Origin of the sequence: Enterobacter cloacae complex sp. S2, from assembly GCF_015159675.1 — a bacterium.
GTDB classification, from domain to species: domain Bacteria; phylum Pseudomonadota; class Gammaproteobacteria; order Enterobacterales; family Enterobacteriaceae; genus Enterobacter; species Enterobacter intestinihominis.
In genome coordinates this window covers 24,591-40,725 of sequence record NZ_JADDTS010000025.1, presented here as the reverse complement: position 1 = coordinate 40,725, position 16,135 = coordinate 24,591, and the positions used below count along the sequence as shown (strand labels likewise).

The window sequence follows — 16,135 nt, the reverse complement described above, 5'->3', positions numbered from 1 at the left end:
CGGTTTGACTGCTTTGTGGTGAGGCAGGCGGGTGGCAGAAGATGGTTTTACGGAAGAAATGCGGACTTCCGGAAACAGACAGGGACAGGACGTGTCCAGTAAAACGTTCAGGAGCAGGTGACGGGATTTCCCGGAGCCTGAATGCACAAACCCCCCGATATCTGCTACGAACTTGGCGGAACGTCAGATATCAGGGGGTCCAAAAGCAGGCGCGTTGCCTGTGAAGGATTATAACGCATGCACCATAGAAAACAACACCCGGCCGCCATAAGAACAGGCCGCCGTGAATGACAAGCAGATTTCTGTTCACTGGTCTGAGCTTCCGGCCGAAGAGTTAATCCGTTTCTGGCAGGACGTCGATGCCGGCACACAGGATAATTTTCTTACTGAGCCGGTCAAAAAGCGGACCCGCCGCAAACGCGGTGAACACTCCACAAAAGCCAAATGTGAAAACCCGTCCTGGTTCCGTCCTGAGCATTATAAAAAGCTCTCCGGACAGCTCGGTCATGCCTACAATCGCCTGGTGAAAAAAGACAAAGAAACGGGGCAGGTCAGCCTGCGCATGCATGTTTCCCGTCACCCTCTCTATGTTGCCGGCCGCCGTAAAGCGGGACGTAAATATGGCTTCCGTCCGGAACGTCAGCGCCTGCTCGATGCGCTCTGGCCAGTGCTCATCAGCTTCTGTGATGCCGGCAAGCATACCGTTGGCATGTGTATCACCCGTCTTGCAAAAGAACTCAGTGCAAAGGACGCAAAAGGCAATGTCATTCCTGAAACGGAGGTGACGGTGTCACGCCTTTCACGGCTTATTGAGGAACAGGTACGGTTTGGCGTTCTGGGCCTTGCGGAAGAACGCACCTGGGATCGTGAATCCCGCTCCTGGCTGCCAACGTATGTTTATATGGGGTCCGCTTGGAAAACGGAAATTATCCTACGCTAAGCCTGTTTTTTGTACATATTACTATTCACTGAGCGTAATGCGCGGTATTTACCCTGTCCCAGTTTGAGGTTCGTTCTCCAGACGTAATCCCCGCTCAGGTTGATATGTTCCCATCCCAGTGGTGACAGATGGTAATCAGTTGCTCATTAATCGGGATCCCTTTTCGTCTCAAAGAATCTATCGCTCTTTCTATATATACCGTATTCCACAGTGAGATCGCCGCAGTCAGCAACGTCAGACCGCTGGCTCGATAGCTCTGATTCTCCAGCCCCCGATCTCTGATTTCACCCAGCCGATGCATAAAGACCGCTCGCGCAAGGGCATTGCGAGCCTCACCTTTATTCAGCCCCGCCTGTATTTTAACGAGGAATATACATGCGACGTAATGCACAAAAATGGGTGATGCTGCCAACTTACTGATTTAGTGTATGATGGTGTTTTTGAGGTGCTCCAGTGGCTTCTGTTTCTATCAGCTGTCCCTCCTGTTCAGCTACTGACGGGGTGGTGCGTAACGGCAAAAGCACTGCCGGACATCAGCGCTATCTCTGCTCTCACTGCCGTAAAACATGGCAACTGCAGTTCACTTACACCGCTTCTCAACCCGGTACGCACCAGAAAATCATTGATATGGCCATGAATGGTGTTGGATGCCGGGCAACCGCCCGCATTATGGGCGTTGGCCTCAACACGATTTTACGTCACTTAAAAAACTCAGGCCGCAGTCGGTAACCTCGCGCATACAGCCGGGCAGTGACGTCATCGTCTGCGCGGAAATGGACGAACAGTGGGGCTATGTCGGGGCTAAATCGCGCCAGCGCTGGCTGTTTTACGCGTATGACAGGCTCCGGAAGACGGTTTGCGCACGTATTCGGTGAACGCACTATGGCGACGCTGGGGCGTCTTATGAGCCTGCTGTCACCCTTTGACGTGGTGATATGGATGACGGATGGCTGGCCGCTGTATGAATCCCGCCTGAAGGGAAAGCTGCACGTAATCAGCAAGCGATATACGCAGCGAATTGAGCGGCATAACCTGAATCTGAGGCAGCACCTGGCACGGCTGGGACGGAAGTCGCTGTAGCTCTCAAAATCGGTGGAGCTGCATGACAAAGTCATCGGGCATTATCTGAACATAAAACACTATCAATAAGTTGGAGTCATTACCCTTTTTTCAACTTCTGATGGATGCGAGTGATTGAACTCATACATTAATGTTTTCCCACGAAGTCTTTTTTCAGGTAAGCCTTCGCACATATCGGTAAATAGCTTGCCTGCTTTTATTTTTTCTGTCATCGACATGTTCATTTTTAACATTCCGTCCTGATAAGTTGGTCGGATAAGGCGCTCGCGCCGTATCCGACATTAATTTCTTAAGCGACTTCATTCACCTGGCGACGCAGCAGGGAAAGTGGGCCGGGGCCGCTAAGCGTGAACACGGAAATTAAGGTGAAGCCCAGCGCCACCAGACCCAGCACCAGGTAAGCGCCCTGGAAACCGATGCTTTCATACATATTGCCCGCCAGAATAGACATAAAAACCATCGCCAGTTGCTTAAAGAAGCAGAAACAGACCAGATAAATCGTCGCTGAAAAACGCACTTCAAACTGGCTGGTAATATATTTAAAGCAGCCCACCAGCAGGAACGGTACTTCAAACATATGCAGCGTTTTCAGAATAACCACTTCCAGTGCTGAGGTAGCGAACGATGAGCCAATAATACGTACTGACATAATAGTGCCAGCCAGCAGCAGGGCGTTTTTCCCACCGATGCGATTAATGATCAGTGGCGCAAAAAACATAATCGAGGCGTTAAGTAATTCGCCCATTGTCGTTACGTAGCCAAATACCCGCGTACCCTGTTCACCGGTAGCAAAGAACGAAGTAAAGAAATTAGCAAACTGTTGGTCAAAAACATCGTAGGTGCAGGAAACGCCAATAACATACAGTGACAAAAACCACAGTTTTGGCTGTCTGAACAGTTCCAGCGCCAGCTTAAGGCTAAATGCCGAATGGTTGGCACCTACCGCATTGGCAACCGTGGCAGAAGAGGGCGCATCCGTTTTGGCGAAAAAGAGTAAAACGGCGAGGATGAGTGCACAGCCAGAACCCAGCCAGAAAACAAACTGATTATTGATGGTGAACATGATGCCGACAATCGAGGCACACAGCGCCCAGCCAACACAGCCAAACATCCGCGCTCGACCAAATTCGAAATTACTGCGACGGCTGACTTTCTCGATAAATGCCTCTACTGCTGGCGCACCGGCGTTAAAACAAAAGCCTAGATAAATACCACCAACAATCGATCCTACTAAAATGTTGTATTGTAACAGTGGCCCGAAGATAAAAATAAAGAACGGCGCAAACATCACTAACATGCCGGTAATAATCCACAGCAGGTATTTGCGCAGCCCGAGTTTGTCAGAAAGCAGACCAAACAGCGGTTGGAATAATAGCGAGAACAGAGAAATAGCGGCAAAAATAATACCCGTATCACTTTTGCTGATATGGTTGATGTCATGTAGCCAAATCGGGAAAAACGGGAAGTAGGCTCCCATGATAAAAAAGTAAAAGAAAAAGAATAAACCGAACATCCAAAAGTTTGTGTTTTTTAAATAGTACATAATGGATTTCCTTACGCGAAATACGGGCAGACATGGCCTGCCCGGTTATTATTATTTTTGACACCAGAGCAACTGGTAATGGTAGCTACCGGCGCTAAGCTGGAATTCCGCCGACACTGACGGGCTCCAGGAGTCGTCGCCACCAATCCCCATATGGAAACCGTCGATATTCAGCCATGTGCCTTCTTCCGCGTGCAGCAGATGGCGATGGCTGGTTTCCATCAGTTGCTGTTGACTGTAGCGGCTGATGTTGAACTGGAAGTCGCCGCGCCACTGGTGTGGGCCATAATTCAATTCGCGCGTCCCGCAGCGCAGACCGTTTTCGCTCGGGAAGACGTACGGGGTATACATGTCTGACAATGGCAGATCCCAGCGGTCAAAACAGGCCGCAGTAAGGCGGTCGGGATAGTTTTCTTGCGGCCCTAATCCGAGCCAGTTTACCCGCTCTGCTACCTGCGCCAGCTGGCAGGTCAGGCCAATCCGCGCCGGATGTGGCGTATTGCTCGCCACTTCAACATCAACGGTAATCGCCATTTGACCACTTCCATCAATCCGGTAGGTTTTCCGGCTGATAAATAAGGTTTTCCCCTGATGCTGCCACGCGTGGACCGTGGTAATCAACACCGCGTCGGCAAGCGTATCTGCCGTGCACTGCAACAACGCTGCTTCGGCCTGGTAATGGCCCGCCGCCTTCCAGCGTTCGACCCAGGCGTTAGGGTCAATGCGGGTCGCTTCACTTACGCCAATGTCGTTATCCAGCGGTGCGCGGGTGAACTGATCGCGCAGCGGCGTCAGCAGTTGTTTTTTATCGCCAATCCACATCTGTGAAAGAAAGCCTGACTGGCGGTTAAATTGCCAACGCTTATTATCCAGCTCGATGCAAAAATCCGTTTCGCTGGTGGTCAGTTGCGGGATGGCGTGGGGCGCGGAGGGGAGTGTCACGCTGAGGTTTTCCGCCAGACGCCACTGCTGCCAGGCGCTGATGTGTCCGGCTGCTGACCATGTGGTCGCGTTCGGTTGCACTACGTGAACCGTTAGCCAGAGTTGTCCGGCGCTCTTCGGCTGCGGTAGTCCAGGCAGTTCAATCAACTGTTTACCTTGTGGAGCGACATCCAGAGGCACTTCACCGCTTGCCAGCGGCTTGCCATCCAGCGCCACCATCCAGTGCAGGAGCTCGTTATCGCTATGACGGAACAGGTATTCGCTGGTCACTTCGATGGTTTGCCCGGATAAACTGAACTGGAAAAACTGCTGCTGGTGTTTTGCTTCCGTCAGCGCCGGATGCGGCGTGCGGTCGGCAAAGACCAGACCGTTCATGCAGAACTGGCGATCATTCGGCGTATCGCCAAAATCACCGCCGTAAGCCGACCACGGATTGCCATTTTCATCATATTTAATCAGCGACTGATCCACCCAGTCCCAGACGAAGCCGCCCTGTAAACGGGGGTACTGACGAAACGCCTGCCAGTATTTAGCGAAGCCGCCAAGACTGTTACCCATCGCGTGGGCGTATTCGCAAAGGATCAGCGGGCGCGTCTCTCCAGGCAACGAAAGCCATTTTTTGATGGACCATTTCGGTACAGCCGGGAAGGGCTGGTCTTCATCCACGCGCGCGTACATCGGGCAAATAATATCGGTTGCGAAGGTGTCGGCTCCGCCGCCTTCATACTGTACCGGGCGGGAAGGATCGACAGATTTGATCCAGCGATAGAGTGCGTCGTGATTAGCGCCGTGGCCTGATTCATTCCCCAGCGACCAGATGATCACACTCGGGTGATTACGATCGCGCTGCACCATTCGCGTTACGCGTTCGCTCATCGCGGGTAGCCAGCGCGGATCATCGGTCAGACGATTCATTGGCACCATGCCGTGGGTTTCAATGTTGGCTTCATCCACCACATACAGGCCGTAGCGGTCGCACAGCGTGTACCACAGCGGATGGTTCGGATAATGCGAACAGCGCACGGCGTTAAAGTTGTTCTGCTTCATCAGCAGGATATCCTGCACCATCGTCTGCTCATCCATGACCTGACCATGCAGAGGATGATGCTCGTGACGGTTAACGCCGCGAATCAGCAACGGCTTGCCGTTCAGCAGCAGCAGACCATTTTCAATCCGCACCTCGCGGAAACCGACATCGCAGGCTTCTGCTTCAATCAGCGTGCCGTCGGCGGTGTGCAGTTCAACCACTGCACGATAGAGATTCGGGATTTCGGCGCTCCACAGTTTCGGGTTTTCGACGTTCAGACGTAGGGTGACGTGATCGGCATAACCACCACGCTCATCGATAATTTCACCGCCGAAAGGCGCGGTGCCGCTGGCGACCTGCGTTTCACCCTGCCACAAAGAAACCGTCACCCGCAGCTCATCGCGCAGCTCGCCGTATATCTGAACGTCTGCCTCCAGTACAGCGCGGCTGAAATCATCATTAAAGTGAGTGGCTACATGTAAATCGCTGATTTGCGTGGTCGGTTTATGCAGCAACGAGACGTCACGGAAAATGCCGCTCATCCGCCACATATCCTGATCTTCCAGATAACTGCCGTCACTCCAGCGCAGCACCATCACCGCGAGGCGGTTTTCTCCGGCGTGTAAAAATGCGCTCAGGTCAAATTCAGACGGCAAACGACTGTCCTGTCCGTAACCGACCCAGCGCCCGTTGCACCACAAATGAAACGCCGAGTTAACACCATCAAAAATAATTCGCGTCTGGCCTTCCTGTAGCCAGCTTTCATCAATATTAAATGTGAGCGAGTAACAACCCGTCGGATTCTCCGTGGGAACATACGGCGGATTGACCGCAATGGGATAGGTCACGTTGGTGTAGATAGGCGCATCGTAACCGTGCATCTGCCAGTTTGAGGGGACTATGACAGTATCGGCGTCAGGAAGATCGCGCTCCAGCCAGCTTTCTGGTACCGCTTCTGGTGCCGGAAACCAGGCAAAGCGCCATTCACCATTCAGGCTGCGCGACTCTTGGGAAGGGCGATCGGTGCGAGCCTCTTCGCTATTACGCCAGCTGGCGAAAGGGGGATGTGCCGCAAGGCGATTAAGTTGGGTAACGCCAGGGTTTTCCCAGTCACGACGTTGTAATACGACGGCCAGTGAATCCGTAATCATTGTCATAGTTGTATCCTGTGTGAATTGTTATCCGCTCACATTTTCGCATAACATACGAGCCGGACACATAGAGTGTAAAGCCTGGGGTGCCTAATGAGTGAGCTGACTCACATTAATTGCGTTGCGCTCACTGCCCGCTTTCAAGTCGGGAAACTTGTCGTGCCAGCTGCATTAAGGAATCTGCCAACGTGCGGGGAGAGGTGGTTTGCGTATTGGGCGGTAGGGTGGTTTTTCTTTTCACCAGTGAGACGGGCAACAGCTGATTGCTCTTCACCGCCTGGCCCTGAGAGAGTTTCAGCAAGCGGTCCACGCTAGTTTTCCCCAGCAGGCGAAAATCCTGTTTGATGGTGGTTAACGGCGGGATATAACACGAGCTGTCTTCGGTATCGTCGTATCCCACTACCGAGATATCCGCACCAACGCGCAGCCCGGACTCGGTAATAGCGCGCATTGCGCCCAGCGCCATCTGATCGTTGGCAACCAGCATCGCAGTGGGAACGATGCCCTCATTCAGCATTTGCATAGTTTGTTGAAAACCGGACATGGCACTCCAGTCGCCTTCCCGTTCCGCTATCGGATGAATTTGATTGCGTGTGAGATATTTATGCCAGTCCGCCAGACGCAGACGCGCCGAGACAGAACTTAATGGACCGGCTAACAACGCGATTTGCTGGTGACCCAATGCGATCAGATGCTCCACGCCCAGTCGCGTACCGTCTTCATGGGAAAAAATAATACTGTTGATGGGAGTCTGGTCAGAGACATCAAGAAATAGGGCCGGAACATTAGCGCAGGCAGCTTCCACAGCAATGGCATCCTCGTCATCCAGCGGATAGTTAATGATCAGACCACTGACGCGTTGCGCGAGAAGGTTATGTACCGCCGCTTTACAGGCTTCGACGCTGCTTCGTTCTACCATCGACACCACCACGCTGGCACCCAGTTGATCGGCGCGAGATTTAATCGCCGCGACAATTTGCGACGGCGCGTGCAGGGCCAGACTGGAGGTAGCAACGCCAATCAGCAACGACTGTTTGCCCGCCAGTTGTTGTGCCACGCGGTTGGGAATGTAGTTCAGCTGCGCCATCGCCGCTTCCACCTTTTCCCGCGTTTTCGCAGAGACGTGGCTGGCCTTGTTCACCACGCGGGAAACGGTCTGATAAGAGACACCGGCATACTCTGCGACATCGTATAGCGTTACTGGTTTCACATTTACCACCCTGAATTGACTCTCTTCGGGTGCTATCATGCCATACCACGAAATGTTTTGCGCCATTCGGAGGGGGCACGCCGAAGTGAGATTCAAAATGCCGACGTCAGTTCACAGGTGGGTAATGATACCAACGTGTTGATTTCGTATTTTCACTGACACCAGGATCATCCTGATGTTACAAGGATTGAATGACTACAGATTAAAATAGTCATCAACAGGTTGACAGCATTACCCAGCGCCCGCTTTCCGCGTATTTTTCGATTTGCACTGCCGGGGGCACTGGCGGGTATCGCGTTCCGCACACTTTTACATTTATTTATCTGGTGACTGACCTTTTAAAGGAGACAGAATGAAAGCCGTTGGTTTCTGGCAACCCGGGGAAAGTACATCCGTTATTGAAGATTTGTCGCTTCCCCACCCATCCATGCCCAAGGGGCGTGATCTTTTGATCAGAGTCAGGGCGGTCGCGGTTAACCCACGGGACCTGAAAAGCCGGCGAAACATCAGTCCCTCTGCAGGCAATCCGGTAGTTATGGGATACGACGCTTCCGGTGTTGTTGAAGCAACCGGACCAGATGTGACGCTGTTCAGGCCAGGTGACCACGTTTTCTATGCCGGTGTGCTCGATCGCCAGGGAGCCAACGCAGAGTTTCAGCTGGTTGACGAACGCATTACGGGGATAAAGCCGGCAGCACTAAGTTTTGAAGCTGCAGCGTCGGTTCCTCTGACCGGTCTGACAGCCTGGTAAATGTTATTTGATCGTCTGCAGTTGTCAGTGAACGGAGATGCTGATCAGACCCTGTTGATGCTTGGCGGTGCGGGCGGAGTCCCTTGTATGGCTATACAGCTTGCCCGCACTCTGAGTCGGGTGAACATCATCGGGACTGCCTCCCGGCAGGAGAGTGTCAGAGCGGTTCGCGGGTTTGGTGCGCATTATGTCCTGGATCATTCATGTGCGCTTGCGCCACAGGTTGCCAGCCTTGCTGGACTCCCTCCCATTACCCGGATTTTCTCAACGTACACCACGCCATCTGCCTGGGAAAATATGGCCGAAATTATTGCCCCACAAGGCCGTATCGGACTCATCGACGACCCTGAACCACTGGATCTGCGTTTGATCAAATTTAAGAGCGTTTCTGTTCACTGGGAGGCAATGTTTACCCGCCCCATGCATGCTACTGCGGACATGTCTAAACAGCATGATATTCTTAACAAACTCTCATGCATGCTGGATTCCGGTAAGCTCAAACCTCCGTTGCTGGCAGAGTATGGCAGGCTGAATGCTAAAGCACTTCGCCGGGCTCATGAGGACATGGAAAATAAAAATGTGAACGGGAAAATTGTTTTTTCAGGGTTCTGATGAACAGGCCTGTCAGAGTAAAAAAAGATTCGGGTTCAGCACAATGCTGAATTCTGTCTGGCTATAGAGTAAGAATCGTACCGGAATTGAGCATTTACCCTCAGTACCTGCGGATGAAAAAGCAGTCTGCCCTGACATACTGAACAATCCCTTCTCATAAGATGCCTCTCTTTTGCTGTTTAAAGAGCTGAGCAGTCCGGGCGGAGACTGACCTCGTTCCGCTTTCCAAGCGACCCCCTTGTTGAAAGTGCGACAAAAGAGATAGGGCGAATGACTATACTTCGCTCATAGCTGCCCGTCATGCCAGCTCAAAAAACAGGCTTAACGTTGGATATTTTCCGTTTTCCAAGCGGCCCCCATATTGAATGGCTGACGGTACTGGATTTCGATGAGATAAAAATAGACCGTATTTTTATTGCCAATATTGATGACCCGGTGAAGCGAGCGCTACTTGTTTCTGTGGTGAAAGGGTTACGTGGTACTGGCAAACCACTGATGTTTGAAGGGGTGGAAACGCCAGGACAGTTTGAATTCGTCCGTTCTCTTGGCCCCGGTTACCTAGTTCAGGGCTGGTATACCGGAAAACCCGAAACAATATCTGCGATGAATATTCAGGGTTAAAACGATACGGGGCCCGGCCCGTATCGGCAACCCGACCCGTCAGCGTATCGCTTTCTGTCTGAAGCCGGTTCAGGTCGGCTTCTATCTGCGCGATGCGGCGGGAGATTTATTCAGAACGACTGCCGAAGTTCATCCGGCGAAGCTTATCCAGCTGCGCCTGCAGATGGTCTATTTCGCGCTCCCGGTCGGCCTGCTTTTCCAGCAGGGCGCGGTTCAGCGCTTCCTGTTCGGACAGGCGCTGTTTCAGCAGAAGGATGTCGTCAGGGGGAGGTGTTGTTCATAAGCCCGCATTTTACCAGGCTTATTCAACGACAACCAGGATAAAGAGGCCTACAACATGGTCAGGGACGTAAGCAGTCTTTTAGGCTGCCGCCAGTCGATGCCTTCCAGAAGCATTGCCAGCTGCGCCGGGGTCAGGAACACTTTGCCATCGCGGGCAGAGGGCCAGGCGAAGCGGCCGCGTTCCAGCCGTTTGGTCAGCAGGCACAGCCCGTCGCCGGTGGACCACAGCAGTTTGACCTTACTGCCGCTGCGGCCCCGGAAGATGAAGACATGGCCGGACATCGGGTCATCTTTCAGCATCGTCTGCACCTTTGCGGCGAGACCATTGAAGCCGTTGCGCATGTCGGTGATACCGGCAACCAGCCAGATTTTGGTGCCTGTTGGCAGGTGGTTATCACTTCCTTTATCTGTCCTGTGATGATCCTTATGACTTCGCCAGACTACTTCACCACACACATGGGTCTGCCAGATACCGGTTCGGGATGGATTTCCGCTTCTACGCTGAACACCGTCTTTAGAAGCTCTGGTTTCATCACTGCTTCCGGAGCACCTTGCGCCATCACGCGACCGCTTGCCAGTACCACCAGATGATCGCAATAGCGGCTGGCCTGATTCAGATCGTGGAGTACCGTCACTACGGTTTTCCCCTGCCTTTTGAGTTCAACCATCAGGCGCATCAGTTCAACCTGATGATTGATATCGAGGTAGGTCGTAGGCTCATCAAGAAGAATGAGTGGGGTATCCTGTGCCAGCACCATCGCCAGAAACGCACGCTGGCGCTGGCCGCCGGAAAGCTGGGTTAACCTGCGGTCAGCCAGATTGCGCGTCCGGGTCTGACTCATTGCCACGTTGACCCGCTCGTTGTCTTCCGCGGAGAGTCGCCCCCACAACGACAGCCACGGGCTGCGGCCGTAGGAAACCAGTTCCCGTACAGTGATCCCCTCGGGGGATAAATGGTGTTGCGGCAGTAAAGCCAGGCGGCGAGCCAGCTGGCGGGCGGAAAAACCGGCTATGGGTTTTTCATCAAGCAATATCTCGCCAGAGTCTGGTGTTAACAGGCGAGAAAAACAGTTCAACAGCGTCGATTTCCCGCAACCGTTAGGGCCGAGCAGGGCCGTGATTTTTCCGGCAGGCAGGGCGAGAGAAAGTCCATCCAGCACGGTTTGTGCGCCATAGCTGACGGTCAGATTTTCAGTACGTAATCTCATTTATCGCATTCTCACAAGCAGCCAGACAAACCACGGTGCGCCGATAATGGCGGTCAGCACGCCTGCCGGAAGCTCCAGCGGCGGATGAATGATTCGTGCCAGCAGATCGGCAATGACCAGCAACAACGCGCCCGTCAGGGCCGAAACGGGCATCAGCCAGCGGTGACGCCCGCCGGCGATCCTGCGCACCATGTGCGGCACGACGAGACCAATAAAACTTATCGGGCCACAGACGGCCACGCCGGTTGCTGTCATCGCGACAGCCAGCATCAGCCCCTGGAACCGGGTGCGCTGAACCGACACGCCGAGCGTGGCTGCTCGTGCATCGCCCAGCGCCAGCAGGTCGAGATCGCGACAAAAGCGCAGGCTCAGCGGCAAAAACAGAATGAGCAACGGCACGGCAATCTTCACAAAGTGCCAGTCGCGCCCCCATAAGCTACCCGTCAGCCACAGCAGGGCACTGTTTACATCCTGCGGGTGCAGGAGCATCAGGTAATCCGTCAGGCTCGCCCAGCAGGCGGAAAGCGCCACGCCGGTGAGCGCCAGCTTCATCGGCTGGTGGGTCTTTGCCAGCATCTTCAGCAAGATCAACCCCGCCATACCGCCCGCAAAGGCCAGCAGCGGCAGCACCATCACGGATAGTGATGGCATAAGAAGCAGTGCTCCCACAGAGGCAAGGCTGGCGGCATGGTTAATGCCGAGAATATCCGGTGATGCTAGCGGGTTACGCACAATCCCCTGTACCAGCACGCCCGCCACGGCGAGGGCTGCACCGACAAACAGTGCCAGCAGCAAGCGCGGCAGTCGGTACTCCATCAATACATAATAATGCTCGCGTCCGTCCTGCCAGTCGGTCAGCAGCGCGCGCCACGGCACGGGGATCACCCCCATATGGAGTGATAACAGCGCACAGCCTGCCAGGGCAAGGGTGATGAAAATGACCAGCGCAATTTTCATCCTCGCCTCCTCACCAGCCAGACAAAGCAAGGACTGCCAATCAGCGCCAGCACTGCGCCTGCGGGCAGATCGCCGGGGAAGGCCAGCGCGCGTGCGAGTACATCTGCCATCAGCATCAGCGTGGCCCCCAGCAGCATGCTCACCGGCAGTACGTTGCGCTGATCGAAGCCTGCCCAGAAGCGCGCCAGATGTGGCACCAGCAGGCCGATAAACGCCACCGGACCTGCCACACTGACGCACGCGCCAACCAGAAGCAGCACTAACATATTGATTATCAAACGTAGTCTCGGCAGGTTCACTCCCAGCGTATGGGCGGTACTGTCGCTGACGTTGAGCAGGTTCAGTTGATTCGCCAGCAGCAACACGACAGGGACTGCAGTGACCACCACCGGCAAGAGCTGCCAGACATCCTGCCAGTGGGCGTGGGACACTCCGCCTGCCAGCCAGTAAAAGATGCCGTAAGCATGATCTTCGGCCAGCAGTAGGGTGATGCGGGTCAGGGCCATACAAAAGGCCGACAGCGCGATACCCGCGAGGATCAGTTTGTTTCTGTCCTGGGTATGACGAAACCCGCCTCCTGCGGTCATGACCAGCAGCCAGCTCACGCCGCCCCCGCATGCCGCGATGAACGACAGGGAATAGCCTGCAACCGGCGTCGGACTCAGCGCGCTGGTAAGCGCCATAGCCAGCGCCGCGCCGCTGTTAATGCCGAGCAGTGAAGGAGAGGCCATTGGGTTGTGGGTCAGGGTTTGCAGCAGCGTGCCCGCGAGCGCCAGGCTTGCGCCGATCAGAACGGCGACCAGGCTTCGCGGCAAACGAAGGTTTTGCACCAGCGCTTCTGGTAGCGTTGGCGTGTGTCCAGGCAGCAGGGCGCGGATTGCGTCTGCTCCGGAAACAGGAATGGCCGAGTAGCAAAACAGACTCAGCCAGAAAATAATAATAAGTACTGCAACGGGAAGCCCCCACAGCAGCACCGGGTGTTTTAGCGCGGTCATTTCACATCGGTAAGCGGCTGATGGTGGAAGATTTTTACCGTGTCAGCGGCAATACGCTCTGCGGCAAAAATACCGCGCATCCGCGCCCAGGCGTTACTGTCGACTGAAGCAACCTGCTGCTTCTGCGCGGCGGTTAATATCTGCCAGAGCGGATCTTGTTGCCAGCGTTTAACAATGCTCTCTTCGCGATAGTGGGCAACCAGCAGCCAGGCAGGATTGACCGCCAGCAGTTGCTCCAGGCCGATGGACGGCATGGACGCGCCCGCCATCGCAGCGGGAACGTTCAGCCCCAGAGAAGCCAGCACGCTGCCGGTCCAGGTCTCCTGGGTATGCAGGTTGAATAGCTGTTCGCGTGATGTGCCAAAGGCCACGCGTGTCCCTGTGGGAAGCTGGCTGGCCCACTGCGCCATCTTCTCTTTATGTTGTTCCAGACGCGCCTGCATCTCTCGTTTTTTACCTACCACTTCGCCGATGATAGCCGCTGAGTGCAAATTTTCAGCGTAGGTTTCGTTGCGGGACTTAAGCAGCAGTACCGGCGCGATTTGCTGCAAGGCGGTGTAAATCCCCGCATGGCGACTGCTGTCGGCAATGATCAGGTCTGGTTTCAGGGCAGCAATGGCTTCCAGGCTCGGCTGCGCGCGCGTTCCGACGGACTGCCACGGTTTCAGGTGCGCACGCACTTCGGGCAGGATGCGTTTTGCATCGTTATCGTCGGCAATACCGATCGGGCTGACGTCCACGGCGGCCAGCGCATCGGCGAACGAGAGTTCCAGCACCACAATCCGTTGTGGCGTTTTATCGAGTGTAAACGTGCCGTGTTCGTCCTGAACCGTGGCGGCAAAGGCGTGGCCGATCACCAGCAGCAGGCCTGCAAAAAGAAAACGGATAAATGCCAACATAGTCACATTCCAGCTAAAAGCCCGGCAAGCCGGGCGTTAACACATCAGAACTTCAACGACCCCTGCATATACAGCGTGCGCGGCTGGCCTGCGTAGATGCCTTTGTTGTTGTCGTCATAAGAGCGGATGAAGTAGTCCTGGTCGAAGATGTTTTTCACACCGAACGCCAGGTTCAGATCTGCCATCTGCGGGCCAAAGTCATACGCCACGCGTGCGCCCCAGAGCATGAAGCCGGGAATGCGGCCGGTACTGCCGTCGGCGCTCTCTTTCACCGTATTGGCGTTATCCGCAAACTGGCTGGACTGGAAATCGCTGTTCAGATTGAACGTCCAGTTGCCCGGCTTGTAGTCCACGCCCAGCGTGCCTTTATGTTTCGGGGAGAATGGCACCTGATTGCCATAGGTGTCGCCTTTCTCGCGGATTTCCGCTTTCACATACGCATAGCTGGCGTAGACGGAAACGTTATCAAGCGTTGGCGTTAGCGTACCCAGGTCGTAACGTGCCTGCGTTTCCAGCCCGGTATGGCGCGTTTTGCCACGTGCAGTGACGGTGTCGTTGGTCTGGTTGGAGTCGTAGGGGTCTGAGGTCCAACCATGCGAAAAACCACGTTAAGAAAGCAACCTTCTGAAAAGGCGACGTTTATCAGTTTTTTTTCCGGCCATAAATGGGGCGGAAATTATTCCCTGCACGGGTATTCGCAAGGATTTCGGTAGTGCTCTGGCTCTGCCCCCCATAACCTGGCGGACAGAGCATGATTGGGAAAGCGGTACCCTCACGGCAGAAACGATTGACGCAGGCTATATTTCTATTATTCTGGAAATATAGATAAAGGAGGTATTATGGATTTAAACACTGCTGCAAACGCACTTCGAGAACTGGGCCACCCGACACGTCTCAGCATATACCGGGAGCTGGTCAGGGCGGGTCATGAAGGCCTGCCGGTTGGCGAACTGCAGAAGCACCTTGAGATTCCTGCCTCCACGCTCAGCCATCATCTTTCAGCGCTGATATCCGCTGGACTCATAAGCCAGGAACGGCAGAGTCGTACCCTGTTCTGCAGGCCCTGCTATGCGCAGCTTGAGCAATTGATGGCCTTTCTGACAGAAGAATGCTGCGCAGGCGGCAGCTGCAGTCTGTCACCCGCAAAGACTCCCGAAGAGACCCCATTGTGAACAACCTGACTGATGCCCTGAAAAATATCGATCCGGCCCTCCTGGACGCGCCGCTGACGGAAGATAAGCTGAAGGCCAGAGAGATAACGCATCCGCCCCGCATCCTGATGCTCTACGGCTCGCTGCGGGCGCGCTCTTACAGCCGGCTGACAACGGAAGAAGGTGCCCGGCTGCTGACGGCCATGGGCGCGGAGGTGAAAATTTTCAACCCGTCCGGCCTGCCACTGCCCGATGATGCGCCGGAGACGCACCCGAAAGTGGCTGAGCTGCGGGAGCTGGTTCTCTGGTCGGAAGGCATGGTCTGGTGCTCTCCGGAGCGTCACGGGGCCATGACCGGCATCATGAAGGCCCAGATTGACTGGATACCGCTGACGTCAGGCGCGGTCCGCCCGTCACAGGGAAAAACCCTGGCCGTCATGCAGGTCAGCGGCGGCTCACAGTCGTTCAACGCTGTAAATCAGATGCGTATTCTTGGACGCTGGATGCGGATGATCACCATCCCGAATCAGTCATCCGTGGCAAAAGCCTGGGCCGAGTTTGATGAGGATGGCCGCATGAAGCCTTCTTCGTATTATGACCGCATAGTGGACGTCATGGAGGAACTGATGAAGTTCACCCTGCTGACGCGCGGTCGCAGTGATTATCTCACCGACCGCTACAGCGAAAGGAAAGAGAGTGCCGCGCAGCTTTCTGAGCGGGTCAACCAGCGCAGCATATAAAAAAGCCGGCAGATGCCGGCTTTTTC

The 16,135-nt window shown here is 54.6% G+C and carries 12 protein-coding genes and 7 pseudogenes; 7 read left to right on the top strand and 12 right to left on the bottom strand.

Annotated elements, in window-relative coordinates; translation table 11 throughout:
- Positions 1–283 precede the first annotated feature (283 nt).
- A pseudogene (gene repA / locus IPZ49_RS12935) lies at positions 284–904 on the top strand (plasmid replication initiator RepA); the annotation flags it as partial.
- A gap of 32 nt (positions 905–936) precedes the next feature.
- On the opposite strand, the pseudogene IPZ49_RS12930 reads toward repA, so the two are convergent.
- Positions 937–1,301: pseudogene (locus IPZ49_RS12930) on the bottom strand (Tn3 family transposase); the annotation flags it as partial.
- Positions 1,302–1,393: 92 nt separating this feature from the next.
- Between IPZ49_RS12930 and IPZ49_RS23405 the strand changes: the two are divergent.
- Positions 1,394–1,669 carry an IS1-like element transposase gene (locus tag IPZ49_RS23405; protein WP_000179213.1) on the top strand — a complete coding sequence of 92 codons (276 nt, stop codon included), beginning with the start codon at positions 1,394–1,396 and terminating at the stop codon, positions 1,667–1,669.
- Positions 1,588–2,089: pseudogene (locus IPZ49_RS23355) on the top strand (IS1 family transposase). The gene IPZ49_RS23405 and the pseudogene IPZ49_RS23355 overlap by 82 nt, the downstream one beginning before the upstream one ends.
- A gap of 14 nt (positions 2,090–2,103) precedes the next feature.
- On the opposite strand, the pseudogene IPZ49_RS12920 reads toward IPZ49_RS23355, so the two are convergent.
- From IPZ49_RS12920 to lacI, 4 genes and pseudogenes are all read right to left on the bottom strand, one after another.
- Positions 2,104–2,244: pseudogene (locus IPZ49_RS12920) on the bottom strand (maltose acetyltransferase domain-containing protein); the annotation flags it as partial.
- Positions 2,245–2,309: 65 nt separating this feature from the next.
- Positions 2,310–3,563 (bottom strand): lactose permease, encoded by a 1,254-nt coding sequence (gene lacY / locus IPZ49_RS12915; protein ID WP_015572119.1) that lies wholly within the window; start codon positions 3,561–3,563, stop codon positions 2,310–2,312.
- Positions 3,564–3,614: 51 nt separating this feature from the next.
- On the bottom strand, positions 3,615–6,689 hold the full coding sequence (gene lacZ, locus IPZ49_RS12910) for a beta-galactosidase (protein WP_032664843.1): 3,075 nt from the start codon (positions 6,687–6,689) through the stop codon (positions 3,615–3,617).
- A 121-nt stretch (positions 6,690–6,810) separates the two neighbouring features.
- Positions 6,811–7,893 (bottom strand): DNA-binding transcriptional repressor LacI, encoded by a 1,083-nt coding sequence (gene lacI / locus IPZ49_RS12905; RefSeq protein ID WP_032664842.1) that lies wholly within the window; start codon positions 7,891–7,893, stop codon positions 6,811–6,813.
- A gap of 352 nt (positions 7,894–8,245) precedes the next feature.
- Between lacI and IPZ49_RS12900 the strand changes: the two are divergent.
- A pseudogene (locus IPZ49_RS12900) lies at positions 8,246–9,256 on the top strand (zinc-binding alcohol dehydrogenase family protein).
- A gap of 300 nt (positions 9,257–9,556) precedes the next feature.
- The gene (locus tag IPZ49_RS12895; RefSeq protein ID WP_227754093.1) at positions 9,557–9,877 is read left to right on the top strand and encodes an EAL domain-containing protein; all 321 of its coding nucleotides are present in this window, start codon (positions 9,557–9,559) and stop codon (positions 9,875–9,877) included.
- 22 nt (positions 9,878–9,899) lie between these two features.
- Here the strand turns inward: IPZ49_RS12895 and IPZ49_RS12890 are convergent.
- The 7 genes and pseudogenes from IPZ49_RS12890 to IPZ49_RS12860 form a co-directional block, all read right to left on the bottom strand.
- Positions 9,900–10,158: pseudogene (locus IPZ49_RS12890) on the bottom strand (IS66 family transposase); the annotation flags it as partial.
- A 49-nt stretch (positions 10,159–10,207) separates the two neighbouring features.
- Positions 10,208–10,546 (bottom strand): IS66 family insertion sequence element accessory protein TnpB, encoded by a 339-nt coding sequence (gene tnpB / locus IPZ49_RS12885; RefSeq protein WP_029497456.1) that lies wholly within the window; start codon positions 10,544–10,546, stop codon positions 10,208–10,210.
- A 53-nt stretch (positions 10,547–10,599) separates the two neighbouring features.
- Positions 10,600–11,367, bottom strand: a complete 768-nt coding sequence (fecE, locus tag IPZ49_RS12880) for a Fe(3+) dicitrate ABC transporter ATP-binding protein FecE (RefSeq protein ID WP_004152282.1) — start codon at positions 11,365–11,367, stop codon at positions 10,600–10,602.
- On the bottom strand, positions 11,368–12,324 hold the full coding sequence (fecD, locus tag IPZ49_RS12875; RefSeq protein WP_004118246.1) for a Fe(3+) dicitrate ABC transporter permease subunit FecD: 957 nt from the start codon (positions 12,322–12,324) through the stop codon (positions 11,368–11,370).
- Positions 12,321–13,319 (bottom strand): iron-dicitrate ABC transporter permease FecC, encoded by a 999-nt coding sequence (gene fecC / locus IPZ49_RS12870; protein ID WP_004118243.1) that lies wholly within the window; start codon positions 13,317–13,319, stop codon positions 12,321–12,323. The genes fecD and fecC overlap by 4 nt, the downstream gene beginning before the upstream one ends.
- Positions 13,316–14,218 carry a Fe(3+) dicitrate ABC transporter substrate-binding protein FecB gene (gene fecB, locus IPZ49_RS12865; protein ID WP_004118241.1) on the bottom strand — a complete coding sequence of 301 codons (903 nt, stop codon included), beginning with the start codon at positions 14,216–14,218 and terminating at the stop codon, positions 13,316–13,318. Before fecB ends, fecC begins: the two co-directional genes overlap by 4 nt.
- A 44-nt stretch (positions 14,219–14,262) precedes the next feature.
- A pseudogene (locus tag IPZ49_RS12860) lies at positions 14,263–14,802 on the bottom strand (TonB-dependent receptor domain-containing protein); the annotation flags it as partial.
- 255 nt (positions 14,803–15,057) lie between these two features.
- Between IPZ49_RS12860 and IPZ49_RS12855 the strand changes: the two are divergent.
- Positions 15,058–15,390 carry a helix-turn-helix transcriptional regulator gene (locus tag IPZ49_RS12855; RefSeq protein WP_001549890.1) on the top strand — a complete coding sequence of 111 codons (333 nt, stop codon included), beginning with the start codon at positions 15,058–15,060 and terminating at the stop codon, positions 15,388–15,390.
- A 5-nt stretch (positions 15,391–15,395) separates the two neighbouring features.
- On the top strand, positions 15,396–16,109 hold the full coding sequence (arsH, locus tag IPZ49_RS12850) for an arsenical resistance protein ArsH (protein WP_025801347.1): 714 nt from the start codon (positions 15,396–15,398) through the stop codon (positions 16,107–16,109).
- The last annotated feature ends 26 nt before the right edge of the window (positions 16,110–16,135 follow it).